Annotated in this window: 26 protein-coding genes; 16 read left to right on the top strand and 10 right to left on the bottom strand. The window is 50.9% G+C overall.

What is annotated here, in order from left to right:
- The first annotated feature begins 387 nt into the window (after window positions 1-387).
- The gene (locus BT142_RS10770; protein ID WP_072418202.1) at window positions 388-975 is read left to right on the top strand and encodes a manganese efflux pump MntP; all 588 of its coding nucleotides are present in this window, start codon (window positions 388-390) and stop codon (window positions 973-975) included.
- A 308-nt stretch (window positions 976-1,283) separates the two neighbouring features.
- Window positions 1,284-1,787 (top strand): hypothetical protein, encoded by a 504-nt coding sequence (locus tag BT142_RS10775; protein WP_242940032.1) that lies wholly within the window; start codon window positions 1,284-1,286, stop codon window positions 1,785-1,787.
- Window positions 1,788-1,928: 141 nt separating this feature from the next.
- Here the strand turns inward: BT142_RS10775 and BT142_RS19100 are convergent, their stop codons facing one another.
- From BT142_RS19100 to BT142_RS10805, 6 genes are read right to left on the bottom strand one after another with little or no spacing between them, the layout of a single operon-like run.
- Window positions 1,929-3,233 carry a hypothetical protein gene (locus BT142_RS19100; RefSeq protein ID WP_175444929.1) on the bottom strand — a complete coding sequence of 435 codons (1,305 nt, stop codon included), beginning with the start codon at window positions 3,231-3,233 and terminating at the stop codon, window positions 1,929-1,931.
- A gap of 35 nt (window positions 3,234-3,268) precedes the next feature.
- Window positions 3,269-4,294 (bottom strand): GGDEF domain-containing protein, encoded by a 1,026-nt coding sequence (locus BT142_RS10785; RefSeq protein WP_072418203.1) that lies wholly within the window; start codon window positions 4,292-4,294, stop codon window positions 3,269-3,271.
- A 55-nt stretch (window positions 4,295-4,349) separates the two neighbouring features.
- Entirely contained in the window at window positions 4,350-5,255 is a 906-nt protein-coding gene (locus BT142_RS10790) for a PP2C family serine/threonine-protein phosphatase (RefSeq protein ID WP_072418204.1), read from the bottom strand.
- Window positions 5,256-5,294: 39 nt separating this feature from the next.
- Window positions 5,295-6,089 carry a vWA domain-containing protein gene (locus BT142_RS10795; protein WP_072418205.1) on the bottom strand — a complete coding sequence of 265 codons (795 nt, stop codon included), beginning with the start codon at window positions 6,087-6,089 and terminating at the stop codon, window positions 5,295-5,297.
- A 40-nt stretch (window positions 6,090-6,129) separates the two neighbouring features.
- A complete protein-coding gene (locus tag BT142_RS10800; protein WP_072418206.1) occupies window positions 6,130-7,476 on the bottom strand; it encodes a protein kinase in 1,347 nt (448 codons plus the stop codon).
- 57 nt (window positions 7,477-7,533) lie between these two features.
- Window positions 7,534-8,598 (bottom strand): leucine-rich repeat protein, encoded by a 1,065-nt coding sequence (locus BT142_RS10805; RefSeq protein ID WP_072418207.1) that lies wholly within the window; start codon window positions 8,596-8,598, stop codon window positions 7,534-7,536.
- A gap of 537 nt (window positions 8,599-9,135) precedes the next feature.
- Here BT142_RS10805 and BT142_RS10810 point away from each other — a divergent pair.
- The 8 genes from BT142_RS10810 (at window position 9,136) to BT142_RS10845 (ending at window position 16,312) form a co-directional block, all read left to right on the top strand.
- Window positions 9,136-10,299, top strand: coding sequence for a substrate-binding domain-containing protein (locus BT142_RS10810; RefSeq protein WP_072418208.1), 1,164 nt, complete (start codon window positions 9,136-9,138; stop codon window positions 10,297-10,299).
- Between the two features lie 15 nt (window positions 10,300-10,314).
- A complete protein-coding gene (locus tag BT142_RS10815) occupies window positions 10,315-11,520 on the top strand; it encodes a GGDEF domain-containing protein (protein WP_072418209.1) in 1,206 nt (401 codons plus the stop codon).
- Window positions 11,521-11,754: 234 nt separating this feature from the next.
- Window positions 11,755-12,399, top strand: coding sequence for an NUDIX hydrolase (locus BT142_RS10820; RefSeq protein ID WP_072418210.1), 645 nt, complete (start codon window positions 11,755-11,757; stop codon window positions 12,397-12,399).
- Window positions 12,400-12,428: 29 nt separating this feature from the next.
- Entirely contained in the window at window positions 12,429-13,943 is a 1,515-nt protein-coding gene (locus BT142_RS10825; protein ID WP_072418211.1) for an L-aspartate oxidase, read from the top strand.
- A 6-nt stretch (window positions 13,944-13,949) separates the two neighbouring features.
- The gene (locus BT142_RS10830; RefSeq protein ID WP_072418212.1) at window positions 13,950-14,372 is read left to right on the top strand and encodes an SMI1/KNR4 family protein; all 423 of its coding nucleotides are present in this window, start codon (window positions 13,950-13,952) and stop codon (window positions 14,370-14,372) included.
- 10 nt (window positions 14,373-14,382) lie between these two features.
- Window positions 14,383-14,883 carry a hypothetical protein gene (locus BT142_RS10835; RefSeq protein WP_072418213.1) on the top strand — a complete coding sequence of 167 codons (501 nt, stop codon included), beginning with the start codon at window positions 14,383-14,385 and terminating at the stop codon, window positions 14,881-14,883.
- Window positions 14,880-15,719, top strand: coding sequence for a carboxylating nicotinate-nucleotide diphosphorylase (nadC, locus tag BT142_RS10840; protein WP_072418214.1), 840 nt, complete (start codon window positions 14,880-14,882; stop codon window positions 15,717-15,719). Before BT142_RS10835 ends, nadC begins: the two co-directional genes overlap by 4 nt.
- An 11-nt stretch (window positions 15,720-15,730) precedes the next feature.
- The gene (locus BT142_RS10845; protein WP_072418215.1) at window positions 15,731-16,312 is read left to right on the top strand and encodes a DUF6434 domain-containing protein; all 582 of its coding nucleotides are present in this window, start codon (window positions 15,731-15,733) and stop codon (window positions 16,310-16,312) included.
- A 43-nt stretch (window positions 16,313-16,355) separates the two neighbouring features.
- Here the strand turns inward: BT142_RS10845 and BT142_RS10850 are convergent, their stop codons facing one another.
- Together BT142_RS10850 and BT142_RS10855 are read right to left on the bottom strand one after the other, a co-directional pair.
- Window positions 16,356-16,976 carry an SdpI family protein gene (locus BT142_RS10850; RefSeq protein WP_072418216.1) on the bottom strand — a complete coding sequence of 207 codons (621 nt, stop codon included), beginning with the start codon at window positions 16,974-16,976 and terminating at the stop codon, window positions 16,356-16,358.
- The gene (locus BT142_RS10855; RefSeq protein WP_072418217.1) at window positions 16,951-17,259 is read right to left on the bottom strand and encodes an autorepressor SdpR family transcription factor; all 309 of its coding nucleotides are present in this window, start codon (window positions 17,257-17,259) and stop codon (window positions 16,951-16,953) included. Before BT142_RS10855 ends, BT142_RS10850 begins: the two co-directional genes overlap by 26 nt.
- Window positions 17,260-17,591: 332 nt before the next feature.
- Here BT142_RS10855 and serC point away from each other — a divergent pair, with 332 nt between their 5' ends.
- From serC to BT142_RS10880, 5 genes are all read left to right on the top strand, one after another.
- A complete protein-coding gene (serC, locus tag BT142_RS10860) occupies window positions 17,592-18,677 on the top strand; it encodes a 3-phosphoserine/phosphohydroxythreonine transaminase (protein WP_072418218.1) in 1,086 nt (361 codons plus the stop codon).
- A gap of 116 nt (window positions 18,678-18,793) precedes the next feature.
- A complete protein-coding gene (locus tag BT142_RS10865; protein ID WP_072418219.1) occupies window positions 18,794-19,009 on the top strand; it encodes a DUF6440 family protein in 216 nt (71 codons plus the stop codon).
- Between the two features lie 10 nt (window positions 19,010-19,019).
- Window positions 19,020-19,214: a DUF6440 family protein gene (locus tag BT142_RS10870; RefSeq protein WP_072418220.1), complete on the top strand. Its 195-nt coding sequence runs from the start codon at window positions 19,020-19,022 to the stop codon at window positions 19,212-19,214.
- Window positions 19,215-19,238: 24 nt separating this feature from the next.
- Window positions 19,239-20,390, top strand: a complete 1,152-nt coding sequence (locus BT142_RS10875; protein ID WP_072418221.1) for a 3-phosphoglycerate dehydrogenase family protein — start codon at window positions 19,239-19,241, stop codon at window positions 20,388-20,390.
- Entirely contained in the window at window positions 20,390-20,683 is a 294-nt protein-coding gene (locus tag BT142_RS10880; RefSeq protein ID WP_072418222.1) for a hypothetical protein, read from the top strand. Before BT142_RS10875 ends, BT142_RS10880 begins: the two co-directional genes overlap by 1 nt.
- 69 nt (window positions 20,684-20,752) lie before the next feature.
- On the opposite strand, the gene BT142_RS10885 is transcribed toward BT142_RS10880, so the two are convergent.
- Window positions 20,753-21,541: a ZIP family metal transporter gene (locus tag BT142_RS10885; protein ID WP_072418223.1), complete on the bottom strand. Its 789-nt coding sequence runs from the start codon at window positions 21,539-21,541 to the stop codon at window positions 20,753-20,755.
- Window positions 21,542-21,594: 53 nt separating this feature from the next.
- Here BT142_RS10885 and BT142_RS10890 point away from each other — a divergent pair, with 53 nt between their 5' ends.
- Window positions 21,595-21,879, top strand: a complete 285-nt coding sequence (locus tag BT142_RS10890; protein ID WP_347497660.1) for a DUF378 domain-containing protein — start codon at window positions 21,595-21,597, stop codon at window positions 21,877-21,879.
- Between the two features lie 591 nt (window positions 21,880-22,470).
- On the opposite strand, the gene BT142_RS10895 is transcribed toward BT142_RS10890, so the two are convergent.
- Window positions 22,471-23,781, bottom strand: a complete 1,311-nt coding sequence (locus tag BT142_RS10895) for a serpin family protein (protein WP_175444930.1) — start codon at window positions 23,779-23,781, stop codon at window positions 22,471-22,473.
- Window positions 23,782-23,879: the final 98 nt, after the last annotated feature.

Genomic DNA, 23,879 nt, shown 5'->3' on the forward strand with positions numbered 1-23,879 from the left:
CCCTTGCCGTGCGAAGCTAAGGCGGATCCCTTTCCAAAGACTTTTAATATTTGAAGAATTTTGAGTAGATTTAGAAGTTTGATGTTGACCATTTCATGAGATTTGTTCTGAATAAATACTCACTTATGTCAGAAAAAACCAAGCCATCGGGGATTGTTAAATTTCTATAATCGGGTTGACAAGCCCCGATGGTTATGGTATAATAAGGTTTGTACAAGGGAGTAGCAGGCTCGGTGAGCAGCAAGTCAACATACTGGCGTTTGGAACGTCTGGCTTGCTTTGAATTGCGAGACTTGTGCATAGATGTTAAAGCTATGCACGGTCGTAATATACCCTTCTGACTGTCATGGCTTTGCGTCATGACTTTTTTTGTTGGAGGAATTTTTTGTGAGATTTTCTGCTGTATTTTTTGTCAACAGTCTGCTGCTCGGAGTCGGGCTCGCCATGGACGCGTTCTCGGTATCGCTTGCGAACGGCCTCAACGAGCCGAAAATGCGCCGTTTAAAGTCCATGTCTATCGCGGGGACGTTCGGTGCGTTTCAGGGGCTCATGCCGCTGATCGGGTGGTTCGTAGTCTGTACCGCCGCCGAGCTGTTCAAGAGCTTCCGCGTGCTGATTCCGTGGATCGCACTGATCCTGCTCTGCTGGATAGGCGGCAGTATGCTCAAAGAGGGTATCAAAGGCGGCGACGAGGACAGCAAAGTCGCAAGGCTCACCCCTGCCGCGCTGCTCACGCAGGGCATCGCGACCTCTATCGACGCGCTGTCTGTGGGCTTCACCATCTCGGACTACGGGTTTGTGATGGCGCTCGTCTGTTCTCTGCTCATCGCCGTCGTGACCTTCGGCATCAGTCTGACGGGCGTGCGTATCGGCAAGACCTTCGGCACAAAGCTCAGCGGAAAGGCGACGATCCTCGGCGGAATTATTCTCATCGGCATCGGACTTGAGATATTTATCAAGGGTATCTTATCATAAAATATTTTTGTTAACTTTGTTCTAAAAGAGCATTGACAAAGACGGCGAATTATGATATAATATATATACTACCTGTAATATTATGCCGAATGTTCTAAAATCGAACCTCCGATTTGTGCATGATTTATACTTAAACGATATTTTTATATCATTTTTTTTACACTTTTTCTATGGGTATATTTAAAAAAATCCTAAAATAAACTTGCATTTTCGGAAAAAACGTGTTATAATATTATATAAGAACTATGACTGTCGTGTCAGACGAACAGTATTTTATATATCAGGAAGGGAAGATCATTATGACGTATATGCTCAATAGTATTGACGAAGCTGTTGACAGAAAGTTTCTTGTTACCAAGAGCTTGAGCAATCAGGTCAAGGCAGGAACATTAGTTCATATCATGGGAACTAAGGAGATCGACGACGGCGTCGTTGTAGATTATCGTGTGACCGACACAGGACAGGACTTTTCCATCAGATTTGCGGGTGTAAAGGAATTCTGCCAGTGGGCAAGACCTGATACCTTTATCGCTCGTTACTATGAGTCCTTCAGCCAGAAGGAGATCCTTCACTACATCAAAGTTAATAACCGCTCTTTCGCAAACTTCTGTCTGCCTATCATTCTGGGCGTAGTTGTTGTTGCGATTATACTTGCTCTTATCATCAAGGGCACAGTAGGTGTTATTGTTGCTGTCGTTCTTTCTATCGCAGGCGTTGCGGCTTCTATGTTCCTTTACAATTCTCAGAAGAAGAACGTAAAGCTGAAGCTGTATCAGAAGGTCAGCACAAACTGGGGCATCGCGTTCAAGTAATACTAATAAGCATAGTCAAAGCCATACGGGCAAGTTCCGTATGGCTTTCTTTTTTTTGTGTTCGTTTCTGTCAGCATAGTTTGATTTTGCGCATAAAAAAACTGCGCAGCCATTGACTGCGCAGTCTGAAATCCGATGTGATTATCTCTTTCTGAACGCGGAATTGTTCTTCGAGACCTTCTTAGCCTGCTTAGCCTGCTTGAGCAGGTCAGCCTTAGAAGGAGCACCGCCGTGAAGCTCTTCTTCGATCATCTGCGAAGTATTATCGTCATCGTCATCAACGAAGGAAGCAAGTCTTCTCTTGAATGCAGCGCCGCCTGGAACACTCGCGCTCACGCTCTGAGAGAACTGCTGGCTCTGCTGGAAAACGCCGCCTGCCTGAACGGAGGTGTGATAAGCGCTCTGAGTGTGAGCTCCGGTGTAAGGAGCTGCTCCGCCGCCCATCGGGTAGCCCTGCTGCTGGGGATAACCCTGCTGCTGATAGCCGCCCTGCTGGGGGTAACCCTGCTGAGGATAGCCCTGCTGAGGATAGCCCTGCTGCGGGTAACCCTGCTGCTGATAGCCGCCCTGCTGGGGGTAGCCCTGCTGAGGATAGCCCTGCTGAGGATAGCCCTGCTGCGGGTAACCCTGCTGGGGATAGCCGCCCTGCTGAGGATAGCCGCCCTGCTGGGGATAACCCTGCTGGAAGCCGCCCTGCTGCTGAGGATAGCCCTGCTGCTGACCGTAAGGATTGAAGCCTGCGGCACCCTGCTGAACAGCGTCCTGAGGCTGATTATACATAACATTTACACCCTGCTGACCCTGACCGCCGTTGTTGATGGTCTGAACGTTAGACTGGGGCTGATCGGATGCGGGGGGCTCATAGAACGGGTTGGACTCGTCAACGGTGAAGCCGTTAGCGAACTCTACCGAACCGCCTACCTGAGGTGCAGCCGCAGCATCATCTGCGGGAGCCTCCTCGGAAGCAGGTGCAGCTGCTGCCGAACCGTCATCATCGAAACCGCTCATAAAGTCGTCTTCGCCGCTGAACTCATTTGCGTCCGCAACGGCGGTAGCGTTCTGATCTCTCAGCTCGCCTGCCTTTACAGCGGAATCAGAAGCAGTTGCGATCTCGCACTCGCTGTTAAGTGCGTTAGACTGAACGAGAAGTTCGATTGCCTGAGTTCCTGGCTGAACGATGCTGAAATCGTCAAACGAGATAACGATCATCTGCTTGGCAACAGCTCTGAACTCAAAAATCAGTGAAGCGATAGACTGAAAATCAGCTGCAACAGTTTCTACATTTCCGTCTACGACTCTGATACCCGAAACCCCTGCAACGAGCTTGTCGCTGTCAGTAACGATCAGGCAGAGGTAGGCGTCGGAATCAACCAGAAATGCAGGCTTTTCGTCCTTGATTTTCTGTGCGTACTCCATCGCGGTAGTGTACAAAGAATTGATTTCCATAATTTACACCGAATTTCCTTTCATGGATTTTTGCGTCATCCAGAATATCTCTGGTAGAAACAGAGCTGACGCTTGCCCTGTGCTTTCGCAGTGAACATCGCGGTCTCAGCACAGCGGAAAAGATCCTCGGAGCTTCTCGAATCGTTCGGAAAGGTCGCAGCGCCGTAGCTCGCAGTAAGTGCGAAAACGTCGCCTCGGATATCTACCTGTGTACCAAAAATGTTAGCGATTCCGTTCACTACATTTATAATGTCCTCGCCGTTGTAACCTGCGCCGAGGATAAAGCCGAATTCATCTCCGCCTATCTTTGCGGCAAAGATCTCACTTCCGCAGTATTCCTGAAGCTTCTCGGAATACTTGATAAGCAGTTCGTCACCGATATTGTGACCAAAGTTATCGTTGATCTGCTTGAAATCATCGATATCGCAGTAGATAACTGTACAGCTGGAGTTGCTGTTGATGCGTCCGTCGAGCTCGTCCATGTAGGACTGTCTGTTAGGCATCTGAGTAAGTCTGTCGTAGTAAGCGAGGAACTTGAGAGTCTCATCCTTCTCCTCGATAATGCGGGTCTGCTCAATAGCCTGCTGGTAGCTCTCGGTAAGTTCAGCGGTCATCTTCTCGGTTCTGCTTACGTAGAAGTAGATGATGAAACAGATGACTATTGACAGTGCCGAAACCACAACGCCCGGCAATGCTCCCGGGTTCTTACCGCTGAGCACCTGTGTAAACAGCACGAACAATGCGTTTGTGCCGCAGAGTACCGATACGGTCAGGAATCCGAGTTTCTTGCAAAGAAGTACGAGCGAAACAGCCACAACGACCTGTATCTGTCCGATAACACCGTTCAGACCGTTAGTTTTGGGACCGCCCTGTTTTGCAGGAGCGTCGCCCTGATCTTCCTCAGTCTGTGAAACGCTTGTTTCAGGAGCACCTTCGCCCGCCTGAGCAGCTCCGCGGGCAGCGCTTGCAGTGCTTCTTGCGTTGAACGCGATCAGCAGGATGTAGATAAGCGCTCCCACGATCAAGATCAAATAAGTATTTTGCTTCTTTTTAGTTTCCATAAAAACCTCTCCCTATCAACAAAAATATGTCCTAAAAATTTATAAGCATACCCGATCAGGTATTCCTGCGGATACGTCTTGCTTTTCTTGCCTGAGCGTGTTCCTTATTATCAGCTATCTTCTGTTGTAAAGTTTCAAGCTGAGCTGCAATAAGCTCAGAGTCGCACACGCACGAGAGTGAGATATCATCCTCAGTACCGAAGTGCGAACGTTTTACGAGATTTCTCTCGATCGCAGGCTCGAATTCCTTGAGATTCACAAGCTGGCTTGTAAGTATCGTGTGATAATCAAGGAAATCGTATTCACTTCCGAACGATGTATAAAGACCGTCGGTCGATGCGAACAGCGCGAGCAGTTTCTTGTTCTCGATATAGAAGCTCTCGAACATTTTTGCCGCGTTGGTATTACACATCGAAGAAGTGATGTTAGCGGGGTTAGACTCCTCATACTCCATCGGGAGCATTGTCTCACCGCTGTCAAGCACTGCCACGAGGCTTCCGTCACCGATCTGTATACCGAAGATGTAGCCGTTTCCTGCGATAGCCGCGATAAGCGTGGTACCGTAGTAGGATTCGACGGGTATCTTCTCGAACTCCTCGTCAGTGAACTTGCTTCTTTCCTCGGGGGTCACGGGATTTTCCTCGTGATGCTTATTGACCTTCTGGTTCCAGGTCGTTATGATCTGCTTTTCGATATTCCTGATTATTCTCTTGTGATGCTCGGGAAACTCAGCCTCGAACGCAGCAGGGTCGGCATAGAACCTTTCGATAGTCTCGATAGTAGCTTCTACCGCCGACTTCGAGCCGATATTGCTGCGGAAATGTTTTTTGCTTCCGTGTCCGTCTGCCACAACGCATACAGCAAAGCCGTTTCCGACCTTATATGCCGAACTGTCCTGGCACACGGTACCTTTGGCTTCATGGCTTGCGCCCATTACGGAACGGCTGAAACCGGTGTACATATTCCTTTTACCTCCCTAAATCTTCGGATAACGGTCTGTTTACCAGCCCGTATCGAAGCCGACATCGGCGGAGTCGTCCTGACTTACAAGCTCCTGTATCTGCTGACCGAGCATCTTCTGCTTAGCAGCGAATACGTCCTCCTCGTTAAGCTCCGTGTTAGTCTCATCAGAGAGAGTCATAGACTTGGAACCGATCTGAGATGCGGTTACTGCTACGATCTTGATCATCTGAGCGAGCTGTCCACCCGAGTAAGCGTGAACAACGGTATCCTTAGCGCCTGTGAATTCAGCGAGCATATCGTCGTTAGCCTCGTTACCGATACCGAGTGCAGCCTTCAGAGCGTACTTATACCAGCTGTTGGACTGAAGAGCCTTGAGTCCTGCCTTATAGTCATCGGAAGGATAACCGTCTGTCATAAGGAAGATAACAGGTGCGAAGGAAAGCGAAGGCGAGTTCAGGAAGCCGTTTCTCGACATTCTTGCCGAAAGCTCCTTGAAAGCAGCGCCCATGCTGGTAACGCCGTCAGCGCGGAGCCTTGCCCACTCGAACTCCTCGATGGAGATAGGAGCGGAGTACATCCACGAAACGCCTGTGGAGAAGGTCAGAACTGCGATCTTAACATCGGTATCAGCCTCACCAACTCTTCTGATCTCGGGGATAAGCTCTTCCATAACGGTGTTGAGCTCACCCATTTTCTTACCCTTCATGCTTCCCGAAGTATCGATCATGAAAAAGATTACAAGACTTTTTCTCGAAACACCGGTAGCGTTCAGGGGGTCATCATCATCAAAATCGAGCATACTGTCGAAGCCCTTTGTATTTTCGTTACTCATAAGTTAGATACTCCCTTTCTATTAAAACCATTTGCGGTCTTTAAATCTTTGCGACTACTCCGCCGCCGAACTCTATCTCGAGTCCCTGCCAGATCGGGAAGCCCTTACCGGGGGCGATATCCGCCATCTGACCGTTAGGCATCTTAGCCCTCCAGGACTTGTCCGAGCAGTTCTTTATTCCCAGAACTCCGGGCTTGAGCTTATTCTCAACAAGCTCTCCTGCGATGTTCAGGAAGTCATCCGAGTTGGGGTCGATCTCGCATTCATAGAAGCGGCAGCCCACATACAGCGGCATCCTGTACTCGCGGTTATTGAAGCCCAGTGTTGCGAATTCCATGCCGCATCTGGGGCAGCGGTAAGTCTTTTCATTCGGCTTCTCGTACATCGAGGTGAAGTTTGTTCTGCCGCAGCCGCACATGATTATCTCGGAGCGAAGTCTTATGAACAGTTTCTGCCACTCATTCTCGATTATACGCTTATTAGGATCAGAGATACCCGAAGTAAAGGAGGTGATGAAAGCCTCTCTGATGTAATCGGGGTAAAGTCTCCAGAACTTAATCACGTTATCGTGGATACCTCTTACGGGGCGGTTGGAAGCGTCGTTCGGGTCATACACGAACACGGCGTTCTGACCGTAGTGCTTGAGCTCGCTGGACTCTGTCAGGCAGACGTCCTTAACGACCTTTTCGCCTTCCATCGGGTCGCCTCTGAACAGCAGTTTGAAAAGAACAACTGCGAGCGAATACTTATCCGTCTGAACGTTAGGCTTAGCGATACCTCTTACAACTTCGGGAGCCATGTAGCCCGGCTTACCGCCGATACCGAAGTTCGAGCCGTCGGGAGCGATGTTATCGCAGTCGCAGACGAGTACTGCGCCCGTATCGGTGTTGATAAAGAAACCGCCGTCGTTCAAGTCCTGATAGGACTTTCCGACTCTGTGGAGCTGACGGAAAGCGTTTACTATATTGATGACGGTAGTCACCATTGCGTAAAGGCTTGAGAACCTTACTGCCTTTTTGGTAGCTCTGCCCGTAAGCGGGTCGATAACGAGCTTATAGGTGTTGAGAATATCAACGAACGTATCAAAGCTGTCGGGCTTGAGCTCCATGAGGTAGCCGAATGCACCGTCAGTACGTTCTTTTGTGAGATATTTCGGCCAGAGGAACTTATTCGAGGGAGCGCCGTCGGTGATATTCTGCTGGATATTCCTGCGAAATTCCTTCGGTCTTCTCATCTTATCGACATCGTACCATTTCAGTGCCCATTTGGTACCGTTGAACTCAACGAGGTAAACGATACCCTGACCGCCGGCACCGAGAGCCTTGATGACCTTTGCCTTGCCGCCAAATTCCATCTCGATCTCTTGACCTATCTTCAGTTCGATCATTTAATTCATCCTTCCTGTACCTTACTAAAAAATATACTATATTAATATAGAGCGGTCTCAAAGTTCAAGATGTTTCTTTCCTCTGAGAGCCTTGCCTGTCTCGACCGTCTCGACCTTGATGCGGTGAGTCATGCAATATTTGTGTACATAAGAGTTCTCGTAGCAGCGGATCGTAAGATCGGGGCAGTACGAGAAAGCGTTTTCGTCAATGAACTTTACGCTTTCGGGGAGGAACAGTCTCCTGAGCTTTTCACAGCCGAGGAATGCCTGAGCGCCGATACTGCTGACCGTAGGCGGAACTTCTACCACCTCAAGGCTCTCGCAGAATTCAAAGGTGTGGTCGCCGATCTCGAAGATGCCCTTAGGCAGCTTGATGACCTGGAGCTTAACGCACTGGCTGAACGCGCCCTGGCTGATTATCTTGAGGGACTCGGGAAGGTCTACGCCCTTGAGTCTCTTACATCCTGTGAAGGCGTAATCGCCTATGCACAGCAAAGTCTCCGGCAGCTTTATCGTTTTCATGAAACCGAAGCCGTCGAAGCAGAAATTGTCGATCTTTGTTATACCGTCGGGGATAACAATATTGCCTGCGAGTCTGTACTTGGCGGCAGAAGTCGGAACGAACACGTTCATCTCGATATCGAGCTCGGTGATCTTCTTCTTCTTTTCCTTCTCCTCTACCTGTACGATCTCCTTCTCGGGGGAGGAACCTGTGATGTTAGGCTCGTACACCCAGCCGAGCATATAAGTGAATACAAGGAGAACGAACTCCGCTGCGGTCTCGGAAACGAAACATTCCGAAAGCATATAGCTCTTGGCTCTCATGACAGCGATCTTCTGGTCGCTCTCATCGAGGATGTTCTTGAGGACACCTGCCTTGAGCATATTTTCGAGCAGCCTGCGTTCTTTATCGTATTCAGGCAGACAATCATTAACGAACGCAACGAGCTTTCCGGTGTTGGTAAGCACTTCCGCGCCGTTCTCATCGACCATCTTTTTCATGAGCTGCTGGATCTCGATAGTATTATCAAAGCCCTCAACATTCTGAGGAACCGGTGCTCCGCATTCGGGACAGGAAACTGCGCCCTCGGGAAGCTCTGCGTGGCAGTTTTCGCACTGCATAATCAACTCTCCTGACATAAAAAAATAAATTCTTACAATACAGAAAAAAGCATATGCGGTCTTAGTTCAAAGACCGATAATAACTTACTTATACTATAGTATAACACCAATTCGTAAAATTGTCAAGTACTGATTGAAAAAATGTCATATTAAAATTGCTTTTTGGAATATTTTAGCACAATCGGGATCTGTTTTCACACAGCTGTCACAGAGCATAAACAGGCTGAAATGCATAAAAATAGCCAAATACAACGATTTTAGCTGGAATAATATTCCATTTTGTATCTATTCTATAGATATTCGTTAAATCTTACAAAAAAAATCATCATTCTGAACAAGACTTCTTACTTGAAATTTTGATTATAATGTGATAAAATTATATTATGAGTATGTGCGGATAATGGTTTGGATATCCGTACGTCGCTGCGGTCAAGAACTCTTTGAGTGCTTTCTCCGCAGATCATGGGTCTTATTTATGGTTCTGCATAAAACTGAGGGATATGCGGAAAGACTCTAATTAATAAGGAGGGTTCATGTATGAACAGAAAAACAGGCAGCATTCTTAAAAGAATGCTTGCAGTCTCTCTTGCACTGACAACAGCTACCTCTTTCGGCGGCTGCGGCAAGAAAGAAGAGGCAGAAAATAACGGCAAGATCGCCGTTATCTGCAAGGCACAGGGCGTATCGTTCTGGGACTATGTAAAAATGGGCGCTGAGGACGCAGGCGAAGAGATCGGTTATGATATCATATATAACTGCGCTGCACAGGAGTCCAGTATCGATGAGCAGATCGGCTTCATCAATCAGGCTATATCCGAGGGTGTTAAGGCTATCATCGTAGCTCCCAACAGCACTACCGAGCTCAACACCGCTCTCAAAAAGGCTTCCGGCCAGGGCATCAAGATCATCACCATCAACTCCGACGTAAAGGATTTCAACGACAGACTGTCCTGTATCGCATCGGATAACCTCTCCTGCGGAAACATCGCAGCAAGACAGATCGCGACCATCCTCAGCAACCGTACCGATTTCGAGAACGGCACTATCGGCATCGTCGGACACGGTGAAAAATCCTCGACAGCCCTTGAGCGTATCGAAGGATTCGACACCGAATTTGTCAGCGTTCTTTTCAACACATGGAAGAACGTAAAAGTTAAGGCAATGTCGGAAGATGCATTCCAGGAGGCATATAAGGACACTGCACTCGCAGACGCATACGATAATGGTATCCCTTCCGGCGATCCTACAAAATATGCAGCATTCAAGAGCCAGGTCCTTCAGGAATCGGGCCTCAAGATCGCTGAACCCGTTCACTGTGACAACGACCGTGAGATAGCTAAGCAGAAGGCTGCCGAGCTTATCTCGAAGAACAGCGACCTCGTAGTTCTTTACGGTACAAACACAAACTCCACCCTCGGTATCTGCGACGCCGTAAACGAAGCAGGCAAGAAGGGCAAGATCCTCGTTGTAGGATTCAACTCCGATACCGCCGAGATCGAATACCTCAAAAACGGTACTATTTCCGGTCTTATCGTTCAGTCGCCTTACAACATGGGCTACCTCGGTGTAAGATACGCTGATAAGGCACTCAGGGATGAAAACGTTTATGAGTCTATCGATAGTGGTGCGACATACGTAACGATGCAGAACATCGAAGAAACTGATGTTAAGCTTCTGCTTGACCCGAGAAGTGCACTGTAAGGAGGTCGGCAGAAAATGGCAAAGAACAAATCAGCTAATAACAGTTTTAACGCGCGAGTTTACATATTCGCGGGTATCCTTATGTTCGTCGTAACATTCATCAATATCTTCCTCGTTAACAGACTGTACAACACCAACGAAAAAGTAAGAAACAACATCGTTAACTCGATGACTTACGTTTCGACCATCAACGACAACCTTGCTTCCGTAAACCGTAACGTTCTGATGCTCGTGTCGGGAATCGGTAACCGCGATACCCTTACCAACGACATCAGTAAGGAGTTCGTTGACATCAACAATGCTCGTGAAGAGTACCTCAAGCTCGACCATGAGTCCGAAATGGAGCTCAGACGTTTTAAGGCCGCTATGGCATTCGTTGATGCTTACCACTCGAAAATGTACACCTATCAGGACAAGTTCGCCACTATGGAAGCTTCGACTGTAAAGGCTACATACATCCAGGAGGTACACCCTCTCCAGACCAACGCATCCGAAATGCTTTCGGCTTCTATCGACCTCGGTAAGAAGTCGCAGCAGCAGCAGATCGAATACAACCGCTATACATGGCTCATGATCCTCGTAATCATGACTATCGTTTGGGTAGTAGCGGAAGCAGGTATCGTACTCGTTGCTCTTATCACAAAGAGACAGCAGGCAGCTCTCGAAAGACGTGCTCAGATGCTCGAAGAGATCGATACAAAGCTCCAGACTCAGCGTCAGAAGGTGGGCGAGATCGCTCTTACCAACATCCTTACAGGTATGAAGAACCGTTATGCTCTTGATAACGATCTTACCGACAGACTTGAGAAGGATCAGTTCAATATCGCAGTATTCGACCTTGATAACTTCCGCAGCATCAACGATATGTACGGTTACGACTTCGGCGACGAGTATCTCGTTACCGTAGCTGAAAAGCTCAAGGAAGAGTATGGCGACATCGCCGAGATCTACAACATCACCGGTAATGAGTTCTGCTTCATCTTCAACAGCGACGTTCCCGACGCTCAGACTCAGCGTATCGCAGAGAGAGTTCTCCAGACCATGTCGGGTTACTACAACGTATTCAATATCGGTACTCAGCTCACCGCTTCGGGCAGTGTTTACCACTACCTCCCCGGTGACTGCCTCAACGTTTCCTCTCTCCTCGTAAAGATGGATAACGTAATGCGCAACGTTAAGCTCAACGGCGGTAACGCTGTAGCTCCTGTTGTTGGTATCTGATATTTCCTCAGATCATTCCGCTCCCGTGTGAAAAGCACGGGAGCTTTTTTTGTGCCCACACTTATTTCTGATTTAAAACTAAGTCGTCATATCATACAATATCATGCAACATTATTGTGCATACATACGAAATAAATCGACATATTCCGAAATGCTATTGACATAGTAGCTATGATATACTATCATAGTATTAAAGAAAGTAATACATTGAAACTAAGGAGGGAGATATTGGTAATGTCTGGATTTGAAAAGCCGATGATCGCGGTCGATCTCCTGGTGTTCACGATCAAGGACGACCGATTGAAACTCGTGCTCGTACAGCGCGGCGAAGAACCGTTCAAGGGTCAGCTCGCCCTACCGGGAGTGTTCGTCCGACAGGGCGAAACGCTCGACGCGGCCGCACAGCGCGGCGTCGCGGAAGAGGCAGGGCTCAAGGGCATCTACTTTGAACAGCTGTACACCTGGGGAAGCCTTGAACGCGACCCCAGAAGCAGGATAATCTCAGTCTCGTACCTCTCGCTGGTCGATTCGGAACGCATCACCCTCAACGCGGGGGAACGGACTTCGGCTACCGCGCTCTACGATGTTGAGGAACTGCTGAGCTCCGATACGCCGATCGCATTCGACCACCGCGAGATGATAGCCTACGGTCGGGAACGCATCAAGAACAAGACCGAATACACACGCATAGCCTTTGAATTCCTGCCGGAGGAATTCACGCTTCCGCAGCTGCAAAGAGTATACGAGATACTGCTCGGAAAGCCGCTTTATAAGGCGAACTTCAGGCGCAAGATCGCACCGCTCATCGAGGACACCAACAAGATGACCTCGGGTGACGCTCACCGCCCCAGCAAATATTACCGCCAGAAGCCCGAATAACGGCGGCGGTAAGTAAAGGAATGATTTTTATGAAAAATTATGATGTAGTTATAGCAGGCGCAGGTGCGGCAGGTCTGTACGGTGCGTATAACCTCAGCCGCGATCTTAAAGTGCTCGTCATCGCAAAGCGTGAGCTCACTCTCTGCAATTCCGCGCTGGCGCAGGGCGGCATCGCAGGCGTGTACAACTCCCCCGACGATTCCCCCGAGTTCCACAAGCACGACACTTTCGTGGCAGGCGGCTATGAGAACGACCCAGAAGCTACCGAAGTTCTCGTTACCGAGGCGCAGACCGACATCGGAAAGCTCATCGAGCTGGGCGCTGAATTCGACAAGCAGGCGGACGGCGACTACCACCGTACCCTCGAAGGCGGTCACGGCAAACACCGCATCTTCCACCACGCCGACGCTACGGGCTTCGAGATAGAGACTACCCTGCTCCGCACCGTTCAGGCTCTGCCCAACGTGGAGATATGGGAGAACGCTCTTGTCTGCGATATGGCCAAGACCGAAACGGGTTTTTCCTACCTCGTGAAGATGGCTGACGGCAGCTTCGAGACGGTGAACTGCCACTTCTCGATACTCGCGACAGGCGGCATCGGAAGAGTGTATATGTACACCACCAACTCCGCTATCGCTACGGGCGACGGCATCGCTATGGCGTACAGACTGGGTGCGGAGATAAAGAACCTCAGCTACATCCAGTTCCACCCCACCGCATTCAACAACCGCCACACCCGCGAGTGCTTCCTCATCTCCGAGGCAGTCCGCGGCGAGGGCGCGTACCTCAGAAACTGCAAGGGCGAACGTTTCATGCACCTGTACGACAAGCGTCTTGAACTTGCGCCCCGTGATGTGGTATCCCACTCGATAATCTTCGAGAGCAAGCGCGTGGACAGCGATGAGTTCTTCCTCGACATCACCCACAAGGACCCCGATTTCATACGCGGCCGCTTCCCGATGATATACAAAAACCTGCTCGCACAGGGCATCGACATGACGAAGGACTACATCCCGATATTCCCCTGCCAGCACTACCTGATGGGCGGCATCAAGGTGGACACCTACGCACGCACCGACATCGAGAACCTCTACGCCTGCGGTGAATGCAGCTGCACGGGCGTTCACGGCAACAACCGTCTTGCGTCCAACTCGCTGCTCGAAGCACACGTTTTCTCCCGCAGAGCGGCAGGCGACATCAACGAGAAGGCAAAGAACGCTCCCGAAGGCTTCGCGGAATACGAGTTCGACCTGCATGAGGGCGCACCGAAGATGCCCGAGGGCTTCCGCAGAAAGATACGCAAGATCATGCAGGAGGACTACTTCGTCATCCCGAACGTCGAAGGACTCGGAAAGGGACTCGAAGAGGTAAGCGAGATAGTCAAGACGCTGGACGAGGGCAGATTCATCATCGACCGCGACTACGTCGAAGCGAGGAGCCTTGCGACCTGTGCGCACATAATCCTGAAAGAGGCGTATGCTATCTGCTCGGAAAGTGCCGACATCCCGAATATGCCTATCTTCGACAAACCTGATGAAGAATAATGTGATATGAAAGAGATACTTGATAGACTTAAAAACGTCCTTGAAAAAGCAGGTCTGACCGACAGGCTTCACTCACCTGCCACGGAGGAGGAAATTTCCGCATGGGAAACATCTCACGGAAAACGCCTGCCTGATGAGATAAAGGATTTTCTCAGAATGTCCAACGGCTTTGAGCACTGCTGGAACTTCAATGTCTATCCGCTTGAAAAGATCAAGGTCATCGAGGGCGTAAAAGGTGTTCCTGACGGCTGGCTCAACCTCGGCTGGCTTATCGGTGACGGCTGCTACATCGTTTCGGACGAAAACGGCAGGCTTATCCGCTGCGACTGCGAAAGCCGCCCTCCGCTGAGTGAGCTTGATCTTGCAAAGTGGATAGAGGATCATGTGATCGAAGGCATTTACGAGGACTACGATATTGACGAGGAATAATAAATAACACATGGACCGCTTTACAGAAGCCAAGCGTACAAAACGCATTACGATCTACGCCGACACGCCCGAAAGCGTCAGCCGCTCGGTGGAAGCATACAACAGAGAAATGACCGAATGCCGTGCAGAAAGCAAGCGTATGAAGCTGCTGGAGGAGGCGTTTGTCATAACCGACCCTTTGCTGACAGGCGTATTCTCTGCCGCAGAAGCCGAAAAGGTTTTTGAAAAGCCTGCTCTCGGTGCAGGGATACTGCTTGCGTATGCGGCGGCGTTCATCCTACTTGCACTTGTCAAGAAAAACTATATTGCGGCGGCAGCTTTTTCGGCTCTGCTGCTGATACTCGACCTGCGGTTTGCAATACCGCTGGCGTTCAACATCAGCATAGCGGCGGCGTATTCCATTCGTGACAAGCGGCTAAAAAAACATGACGGCTACCCTGCTTTTCTTGATATACAAATGACATTCGACAGAGGGACTGAGCCGCAGGAAAATAAAGGAGAAAAAATATGAGACTGATGCAATTTCAGATAGACGACATGATAAAATTGGCACTCGCCGAGGACATCAACTACATCGACGTTACCACCGACTACCTCATCCCCGAGGACAAGATAAACACCGCCCGCTACGTCGCAAAGGCTGACGGCGTGCTCTGCGGCATCGAGATTGCGCTGAGGGTGTTCACACTTCTTGACCCGACCGCATCCTTTGAGGTGCTTATCAAGGACGGCGAGCAGGTGAAAAAGGGCGACATCATCGCACGCATCACCGCCCACACACGTGCCCTGCTCAAGGGCGAACGCACGGCGCTGAATATTTTGCAGCATATGTCGGGCATCGCTACGGCAACAAACAAGTGCGTGAAGCTCATCGAGGGCACGAACGCGACTGTTGCCGATACGAGAAAGACTCTCCCCGGTCTGCGCATTTTCCAGAAGTACGCGGTAACGGTGGGCGGTGGACGCAATCACCGCTACAACCTCTCCGACTGTGCGATGCTCAAAGACACGCACCTTGACGCCTACGGTTCCATAACGGGAGCGGTCAACGCCCTGCGCGAGAAGATGGGTCACACCGTCAAGATAGAGGTCGAGGTGGATAATCTCGACAGCCTGCGCGAGGCTCTCGAAGTGGGTTGTGAGATAATCATGCTGGACAATATGTCCATCGAGGAAATGACCGAAGCCGTGAAGATGACCGCAGGCAGAGCAAAGCTCGAAGCCTCGGGCAACGTGACCGAGGAACGCATCGCCGCCATCGCAAAGACAGGCGTTGACATCATCTCCCTCGGCGCACTGACACACTCCGTTCAGGCGTTCGATATTTCGATGAAGATGGATAAGTGAGCAGTGATACCATGGCTGACAGACCAAAGCTCGGAAAAGGGCTAAGCGCCGAAACGTTCCGTGAATACTACTACCTCAAAGACGAACTGACCGCCTTTTGCAGGGAAAACGGACTGCCCGTTTCGGGCGGCAAGACCGAACTCACCGAACGGATAGCGCACTTCCTCGCGACGGGCGAAGTGCTCTCCCCTGCTCCCGTCCGCGCAAAAAACAGGCGCACGGACGGTCACGAGCTGTCACCCGACAGCATCATCGAAGAGAATATCGTCTGCTCGGAAAAGCACCGCGCTTTTTTCAGGGAACAGATAGGCAGGTCGTTCTCGTTCAACGTGCCGTTCCAGAAATGGCTCAAAGCGAACGCGGGAAAGACCTACGCCGAGGCTGTTGAGGCTTATCACGCCATACTCGCCGTGAAAAAGAACGGCGGAACAGACATCGGCAGGCAGTTCGAGTACAACACCTACATCCGAGATTTTTTCGCGGACAACAAGGGCAGACTGCTCGCCGACGCGATAACCTGCTGGAAATACAAAAAGAGCCTGAAAGGTCACAACAGGTACGAACCCTCAGACCTCTCGGCTCTCGGAGAATAAAGTCAACGACCGCAGAAGTTCACTCCTCTGCGGTCGTTTTTGTTCAGATAACTGCGGTGTAGATAAGCGGGATCAGTATCGCGACTGTCATAACGATCAGCGCGGGGATAAACAGATCCATCAGTGCAAGTATCATCAGAACGATGCCTGCTATCATCATAACGTATCCCGTGAATCTGTGTACCTTGTTCCAGACCGCCTCGTCAGAGAGGGTCTTGGGTGTTCTTACCCCGAAGAATTTGTTCGGACGGGACTTGGGCATATAGTTGCCAAGAACTATCATCAGCACTGCGAGAAGGCACAGCGTAACAGTACCGATGTTCGTCAGTCTGCCCAGCGCGTAGAGTACCATGATCGTCTCGACCGTGAATGCCATTACGGGTACTATGAAACGCACGACTGTGTTCACCTTGTGGGACTGTCCGAGACGCTCATCTGAGTTTGAGAGCAGGCAGACGAGCAGGTGCATCGCGGTCATGATGAGCGGGATGCCGAACACCGCGAAAGCCTTTCCCGACCAGCCGTCGGGCTGATTGTTGATGTTGAAGTGCGTAGCAATCTTTTCGGGAAGTCTGCCGTATACCGCAGCGCCCGGGATGACCGAACCCAGCGTCAGCAGGGCGGTGGAAACGTCGAGCTTAGTCAGTCTGATCTTCTTCATCATGTTGTTCCTCCTTTTCTCCTGAGATGTTTGCGAACTGTGCCGCCCACATCATTATCTCCTCGAATACCGAGGTGTTAAGCGTGTAATATATAAAGTTCTTTTCCCTCGTTTCGTAGACGAGCTCTGCCTTTTTGAGCTGTTTGAGATGGTATGAGACAGTAGCGCCCGTCATATCGAACCGCTCGGAAATATCGCCTGCCGACATCCTGCCGTTTCTGAGCATCATGAGTATCTCACGCCGCGCAGGGTCAGCCAGCGCCTTGAAAGTCTCGGGGAATCCCATATTCTCACTCTCCTTTCGCATTATTGAGGAATTTCTATTTAGAATTCTCTCTAAATAGATAATACCACATTTTATTTCGTTTGTCAAGAGCTATTTAGAAATTTTTCTAAATGCACAAAACCGAGGGCGAAATTCATCAAATCTGCATAAAATATAACTACAGAGCCCCCGTCTGCCAATTTTGCATAATTTTATTTCCCGACTTGCAGATTTTTGTGGAAAAGGTATTGACTTTAGCGAGGAAAAGTATTATAATATAATATGGTATTATCGGTCATATATATTGCCGATCAAATATACACTATGTTAAATTATACATGGAGGTTTTTACAATGGGCAGAGTTTACAATTTCAGTGCAGGTCCTGCTGTACTTCCCGAGGAAGTTCTCAAGGAAGCCGCAGACGAGATGCTCGATTACAAGGGCACCGGCATGAGCGTTATGGAGATGAGTCATCGCTCCAAGGCTTATGACGAGATCATCAAGGACGCAGAGAAGGATCTCCGCGATCTGATGAACATCCCCGACAACTACAAGGTCATCTTCGTACAGGGCGGCGCTTCCCTCGTATTCGCTGAGGTTCCGATGAACCTGATGAAGAACGGCAAGGCTGCTTACATCATCACCGGTCAGTGGGCTAAGAAGGCTGCTGCTGAGGCTGAGAAGTACGGCGAGGTAGTAAGAGTTGCTTCCTCCGCTGACAAGACTTTCTCCTATATCCCCGACTGCTCCGACCTCGACATCCCCGAGGATGCAGACTACGTTTACATCTGCGAGAACAACACCATCTACGGTACCAAGTTCTGGCAGCTGCCGAACACCAAGGGTCACGAGCTCGTAGCTGACCTTTCCAGCTGCTTCCTGTCCGAGCCTGTTGATGTTTCCAAGTACGGCGTTGTTTACGGCGGCGTTCAGAAGAACGTTGGCCCTGCAGGCGTTCAGATCATCATCGTTCGTGAGGATCTCATCGCTGACGGCCCTGCATTCAAGCAGACCCCGACTATGTGCGACTGGAAGATCCAGGCTGACAACGACTCGCTCTACAACACTCCTCCCTGCTACGGCATCTACATCTGCGGCAAGGTATTCAAGTGGATCAAGAAGATGGGCGGTCTTGAGGGCATGAAGGCTCACAACGAGAAGAAGGCTAAGATCCTGTATGACTTCCTCGACGAGAGCAAGCTCTTCAAGGGCACTGTTGAGAAGAAGGACCGCTCGCTCATGAACGTTCCTTTCATCACCGGCAACGAGGAGCTCGACAAGAAGTTCGTTGCTGAGGCTAAGGCAGCAGGCTTCGAGAACCTCAAGGGTCACAGAACCGTTGGCGGTATGAGAGCTTCCATCTATAACGCTATGCCTATCGAGGGCGTTGAAAAGCTCGTTGAGTTCATGAAGAAGTTCGAGGCTGAGAACTCGTAATCTTTTCTTGACTCGTTTTCAATTGTAAATTTTTCTCATGAGAGCAGGCGGCGGCAAAACGTCTGTCTGCTCTTTTGAGCTTATAATCCAAACTTTTAATGAAAGGCTGTGACTGTATGGAGCTTGATTTTAACAAAAACGCAGACGCTGCAAAGCGCTTTATCGTTACCGAATCTAACGGCACCGATAACTACTTTGAAGAGATCAAAGTGCTTGTTGACATTATTACAGGCGTAAACTACCTCTACGCAAGAGGAAGCGGAGCCGGTGCGGGTCTTTCCGTAATGGTCGATGCCAACGGCAAGCCCATCGTTACTCCCGTTAATCATTGAGGTGAATGATATGGCAAAAAATGATAACAAACGCTTTGTCAAGGTTTTTGGCGAAGGCAGTCTTGTTGCAAAGGAGATCTATGTTGACCGCGAGACAGGTATCAACTACCTCTTTATTGCAGAAGGCTACGCAGGCGGGCTCACTCCCCTGCTCGGCCGCGACGGAAAACCCGTCATCACACCCATCAATGATTTTGATGAATAATCTATAAGAAAGGTACGAAGTAAAATGTATAATATCCTTACACTTAACAAGATCGCTGCCTGCGGTACTTCCATCTTCGACGGCAAGTACACTGTAGGCGATGCTGTAGAGAACCCTACCGGAATCATGGTTCGTTCGGCTAAGATGCACGACATGGAGTTCGGCGCTGATCTGCTCGCTATCGCAAGAGCAGGCGCAGGCGTAAACAACATCCCCGTTGACAAGTGCGCTGAGCAGGGTATCGTTGTTTTCAACACCCCAGGTGCTAACGCTAACGCTGTTAAGGAGCTCGCTGTTTGCGGTCTGCTCCTCGCTTCCAGAAAGATCCCCGAGGCTATCGAGTGGGCTAAGACCCTCAAGGGCAAGGGCGACGAAGTTGGCAAGCTCGTTGAGAAAGGCAAGTCCAACTACGCAGGCTGTGAGATCGCAGGAAAGACCCTCGGTCTTATCGGTCTCGGCGCTATCGGCGGCAAGCTCGCTAACATCGCTATTTCCCTCGGCATGAACGTTATCGGCTACGACCCGTTCCTGTCCGTAAACGCTGCTCTGAACCTCAAGCCCCAGGTAAAGGTTACCGCTAACATCAACGACATCTACGCTGAGAGCGACTACATCTCGCTCCACCTGCCGTTCAACGCTGACACCAAGGATACCATCAACAAGGATACTCTCGCACTCTGCAAGGACGGCGTTCGCATCCTGAACTTCGCCCGCGGCGAGCTGGTAAACGGTGCTGCTATCGTTGAGGCTCTAGGCAGCGGCAAGGTCGCAAGATACGTTGTTGACTTCCCGAGCGACGAAGTTCTCGGCGTTGACGGCGTTGTAGCTATCCCCCACCTCGGTGCTTCCACTGAGGAGAGCGAGGATAACTGCGCTGTTATGGCTGCTAACGAGCTCATCGCTTACATCGAGAAAGGCGCTATCCTCAACAGCGTGAACTTCCCGAACATCGAGCTTGCAAAGACAGGCGACTCCCTCGTTTGCGTGCTCCACAAGAACGTTCCTGCTCTGATCTCGCAGATCACTACCGCAGTTGCTGACAAGGGCGCAAACATCGAGAACATGGTAAACAAGTCCAAGAAGGACTGGAGCTGCACCATGCTCGACGTTACAGGTTCTGCTGACATCGACGCTATCAAGGCTATCGACGGCGTTGTTAAGGTAAGAGTTCTTTAATGAATGAACTTTTCGGGCTGATACTGTGGATGGGGCTGCCGACGGCGGCTGTACAGTCTGCGTATCTGCTCGCTGAACGCAGGTTCGCATTCACGGGGCGACTCGCCGACAGGCTGACGTTCCTCAGAACGCACAAGGCGGCGGTGCAGCTTGCGAGCGTGCTTGTGTTCATACTCGGCTTCGGGACTGTGTGTCTCCTCTGCGGCATCCGCCGTGAGGTGTACTTTGCGGTCTGCGGAGCGTATATAGGGCTGATAAACGGCGTCGCTGTTGCAGTTATGCACGAGGACTGAACCGCTTCCAGCTGTACAAAAATAATCCCTCATTCCGATCAATTTCGGGATGAGGGTGTTTTTTTGTATTCATCCGAGTGCCACGTCGAGTATCATCATAATGAGAAATCCCGACATCGTGCCGAAAGTCCCGACGTGCGAACCTGCGAGCTTCGCTTCGGGGATGAGCTCTTCCACTACCACGTAGAGCATCGCGCCAGCCGCAAAGCTCAGCAGCCAGGGCAGCAGCTGTTCGGCTGTGCCTGCCACGAACACGGTCAGGATGCCCGTCACAGGCTCGACCAGACCCGACAGCATCCCCCAGACGAACGCCCTGCTCTTTTTCATGCCCGACTGCACCAGCGGCAGGGAGATCGCCGCGCCTTCGGGGAAGTTCTGTATCCCCATGCCGATCGCCAGCGCGGTCGCAGACGCCAGCAGAACGCCGCTGTTCTGACGTGCCGCCAGAGCGAACGCCACTCCCACAGCCATCCCCTCGGGGATGTTGTGAAGGGTTATGGCGAAGATGAGCATCGCCGTGTGTCCGAGGCTCTTTCGGACACCCTCGGGACGGTCTGCGCCTGCATGAAACGCAGGCAGCAGCTTATCGAGCAGCATCAGGAACGCCACCCCCAGCGAGAAACCGCCTGCCGCAGGCACCCAGCCGATCCGTCCCAGCTGTTCCGCCTTGTCGATGGCGGGGATGAGCAGGCTCCACACCGAAGCCGCGATCATCACCCCTGCCGCAAAACCCAGCGAACAACGGTTGAGTCGGTCGGATGGTCGGGACTTTCGGAACACGAACACAGCCGCCGCGCCAAGAGTCGTCATCGAAAAAGTAAAGCCCGTTCCGAGCGCCGCAAAAAGTACACCGTTCATAAACATACCTCATTTTACATAAAAATGCTTTTAATAGCATTTTATGCCGCTTTATGAAAAATGTGACAGCGAATAAACCGCCGTCGGACGGGCATAATAAGCTCATCAACGTAAGGCAGGTGATAAAAGTGCTTGACAGGATAGCTTTACTGCTGCTGATCATCGGCGGCGTAAACTGGGGGCTGCTTGGCATCTTCCAGTTCGATCTTGTGGCGTTCATTTTCGGCGGACAGGCGGCTGTGCTTAGCCGAGTGATCTATGTGCTCGTAGGTATCAGCGCCATCTGGTGTATCTCGCTCTTTTTCAAGGAGCAGGATATGCTCGAAGCGCGAAGCTGACCCGGGCGGAGTGCTGCTTGGTGCGGACAGCACCGCGGAGAGTATGAGCATTCTTTCGGCCAAATACGGCGCGGGCTTGCGCGGACGAAAAATGTGAGCTGCTCACCCGTCCGCTGCCCGTGCCAAGCAGCACTTCGCGTACATAATTAAAGTTGCCTGCGGGTTTTACTGGGGGAAACCTTTCTGAAGAAAGGTTCTCCCCCAGACCCCTTTCCAAAGACTTTTAATATGTCGTTCGTTATTTGTGTTCGGGAAGATAGACTCTCTACATTTCATGAGATTCAATCTTACGAATACGCTCAACGGTGCGTTACGATCTCATGAACGTCTTTGGGGCAAGGGGCAGTAAAAAATAAAACCTCAATCATCCCGACTTGCACAATGTAAGGAATAACAACCAAAAAGCCAAAAAGTATAAAAAGTTTTAGTTAGGGGGGCTCCCCCAAGAGTACCCGCAGCCGGCACCGCAAACCGATTTTAGCCACTATTGGCAGCCTGTCGGATCAAACGCAAAGAGACTTCCGACACTTAGTATCGGAAGTCTCTGCTGAATTACTTATTAATCGCGACCTTCTGAATATGCTCCTTTTTTCATCTGATGTCGTTTACACAGCCGATGAAGACGGGGATGTTGTTCTGGGTGTCGATTATCGTGTAGATAAACGGGCGGTCGAGATAGACCTGCTTGGTCTCGCGCTCCTCGGGCAGTGCACAGGCTTCGTCCGCGAAAGCCGCCGTGACTGCCGCGGCTCTTGTGCCGTTTCGGTCAAGCTCGATGTGCGTCTTGTGGATGACCTTGCTGATAAACAGATCGGCATCCTTCGTCATACCGCCGAACTGTGCCGCGCTGTCGTCAAACGCGCGTTTAATGCCCATGTCCGCAAGGGTTTTCTTGATGTCAGAACCCCAGTCGTAGGTGAACTCGGGCAGCTTGCAGTCAACATCGTATTCGTAGGAACGGTTCTCGAAAAGCGAGGTCAACGTGTCGCCAGTCATCGAAGCCGCATAGTCGGAAACGCTGGTGCCCTCGTTCGGCAGCACCGCCATGAACGCATAGCCGCCGTCGTAGTACTTCACAAAGCCCGTGGCACTTCCGTCCTCTACGTACTGCGACTCGGTACTGTGGAGCATGGTGACGTCCTTCTCGGAGCCGTCAGCGGCGCGGAATATGCCGTTCTCGCACTGGTAGTCCTCGTACTGCTCCTGCCACTCCGCTTCAAAGCAGACCGCGTTGATAAGCACCATCCTCGTATTGGCGTCGATGCTTTCGGGAGTCAGCATTTTGTCAATCATGCCGTTGGTCTTGTCGCTGCACCAGATGTTGATGTCGTCCACGGTCGAAGAGTCCATCGGGGTCAGCACGGTATCCGCGCCGAAAACGTCCGCGACGGTGTTGAGATAATTCGGCTCGACGTTCAGACCGTTTTGAATCCACGCGGAATTCGCGCAGCTCATGTTGAACAGCTCTTTGAGCTCGGGGGCGTTCTGATTTTTGAACAGCTCCTTCGCACCGCTGTTGAGCGTGTCGAGGTCGCCGCCGATGAGGGTCTTAGTCAGCTCGTCGAGAGTCTCGCCCTCAGCGCCATTTGCGACCATGCCCATGCACATCAGCACCGACTCGGGCGAGATCAGCACGTTCTCACTTCCCTGCTCCGCCATGACGTGCTTGAACATCTCCGCCGAGAAATTCGCCGCACCCTTGGTGAACCCGTCCGAATTGGCTGCCGTGACGCTGCTCGACGAAGTGTCAGCCTTCAAAACCTCAGCCGATATCCTGCTCTCAGACGCGCTCACAGAACCACTCGCCGACTTGCCTGCGCTCTCCGCCGTCTCCGCAACACTTCCGCATCCCGCAAACGCCAGCGCCGCCGCTGCCATACCTGCAATAAATCTTCTTTTCATAACGATCTCCTCCATTTTTGTCTCCTTGCCCTTCTTGGGTTTTGCTATTTATCCTCATGAGTGCGGGTTTAGCTGGTGAAACCCGTCTTAGCTTCGCA

Source organism: Ruminococcus sp. YE71 (assembly GCF_900119155.1).
GTDB lineage: Bacteria > Bacillota > Clostridia > Oscillospirales > Ruminococcaceae > YE71.

Coding starts and splice junctions, on each gene's coding strand:
- BT142_RS10895 (WP_175444930.1), bottom strand. CDS start 23,781: ATGAAAAGAAGATTTATTGCAGGTATGGCAGCGGCGGCGCTGGCGTTT.
- BT142_RS10820 (WP_072418210.1), top strand. CDS start 11,755: ATGTCTGGATTTGAAAAGCCGATGATCGCGGTCGATCTCCTGGTGTTC.
- BT142_RS10775 (WP_242940032.1), top strand. CDS start 1,284: ATGCTCAATAGTATTGACGAAGCTGTTGACAGAAAGTTTCTTGTTACC.
- BT142_RS10855 (WP_072418217.1), bottom strand. CDS start 17,259: ATGGGATTCCCCGAGACTTTCAAGGCGCTGGCTGACCCTGCGCGGCGT.
- BT142_RS10870 (WP_072418220.1), top strand. CDS start 19,020: ATGGCAAAAAATGATAACAAACGCTTTGTCAAGGTTTTTGGCGAAGGC.
- BT142_RS10810 (WP_072418208.1), top strand. CDS start 9,136: ATGAACAGAAAAACAGGCAGCATTCTTAAAAGAATGCTTGCAGTCTCT.
- BT142_RS10850 (WP_072418216.1), bottom strand. CDS start 16,976: ATGATGAAGAAGATCAGACTGACTAAGCTCGACGTTTCCACCGCCCTG.
- BT142_RS10835 (WP_072418213.1), top strand. CDS start 14,383: ATGGACCGCTTTACAGAAGCCAAGCGTACAAAACGCATTACGATCTAC.
- BT142_RS10800 (WP_072418206.1), bottom strand. CDS start 7,476: ATGATCGAACTGAAGATAGGTCAAGAGATCGAGATGGAATTTGGCGGC.
- serC (WP_072418218.1), top strand. CDS start 17,592: ATGGGCAGAGTTTACAATTTCAGTGCAGGTCCTGCTGTACTTCCCGAG.
- BT142_RS10785 (WP_072418203.1), bottom strand. CDS start 4,294: ATGGAAACTAAAAAGAAGCAAAATACTTATTTGATCTTGATCGTGGGA.
- BT142_RS10890 (WP_347497660.1), top strand. CDS start 21,595: ATGAAAAATGTGACAGCGAATAAACCGCCGTCGGACGGGCATAATAAG.
- BT142_RS10805 (WP_072418207.1), bottom strand. CDS start 8,598: ATGCAGTGCGAAAACTGCCACGCAGAGCTTCCCGAGGGCGCAGTTTCC.
- BT142_RS10790 (WP_072418204.1), bottom strand. CDS start 5,255: ATGTACACCGGTTTCAGCCGTTCCGTAATGGGCGCAAGCCATGAAGCC.
- BT142_RS10880 (WP_072418222.1), top strand. CDS start 20,390: ATGAATGAACTTTTCGGGCTGATACTGTGGATGGGGCTGCCGACGGCG.
- BT142_RS10865 (WP_072418219.1), top strand. CDS start 18,794: ATGGAGCTTGATTTTAACAAAAACGCAGACGCTGCAAAGCGCTTTATC.
- BT142_RS10875 (WP_072418221.1), top strand. CDS start 19,239: ATGTATAATATCCTTACACTTAACAAGATCGCTGCCTGCGGTACTTCC.
- BT142_RS10815 (WP_072418209.1), top strand. CDS start 10,315: ATGGCAAAGAACAAATCAGCTAATAACAGTTTTAACGCGCGAGTTTAC.
- BT142_RS10845 (WP_072418215.1), top strand. CDS start 15,731: ATGGCTGACAGACCAAAGCTCGGAAAAGGGCTAAGCGCCGAAACGTTC.
- BT142_RS19100 (WP_175444929.1), bottom strand. CDS start 3,233: ATGGAAATCAATTCTTTGTACACTACCGCGATGGAGTACGCACAGAAA.
- BT142_RS10830 (WP_072418212.1), top strand. CDS start 13,950: ATGAAAGAGATACTTGATAGACTTAAAAACGTCCTTGAAAAAGCAGGT.
- BT142_RS10825 (WP_072418211.1), top strand. CDS start 12,429: ATGAAAAATTATGATGTAGTTATAGCAGGCGCAGGTGCGGCAGGTCTG.
- nadC (WP_072418214.1), top strand. CDS start 14,880: ATGAGACTGATGCAATTTCAGATAGACGACATGATAAAATTGGCACTC.
- BT142_RS10795 (WP_072418205.1), bottom strand. CDS start 6,089: ATGAGTAACGAAAATACAAAGGGCTTCGACAGTATGCTCGATTTTGAT.
- BT142_RS10885 (WP_072418223.1), bottom strand. CDS start 21,541: ATGAACGGTGTACTTTTTGCGGCGCTCGGAACGGGCTTTACTTTTTCG.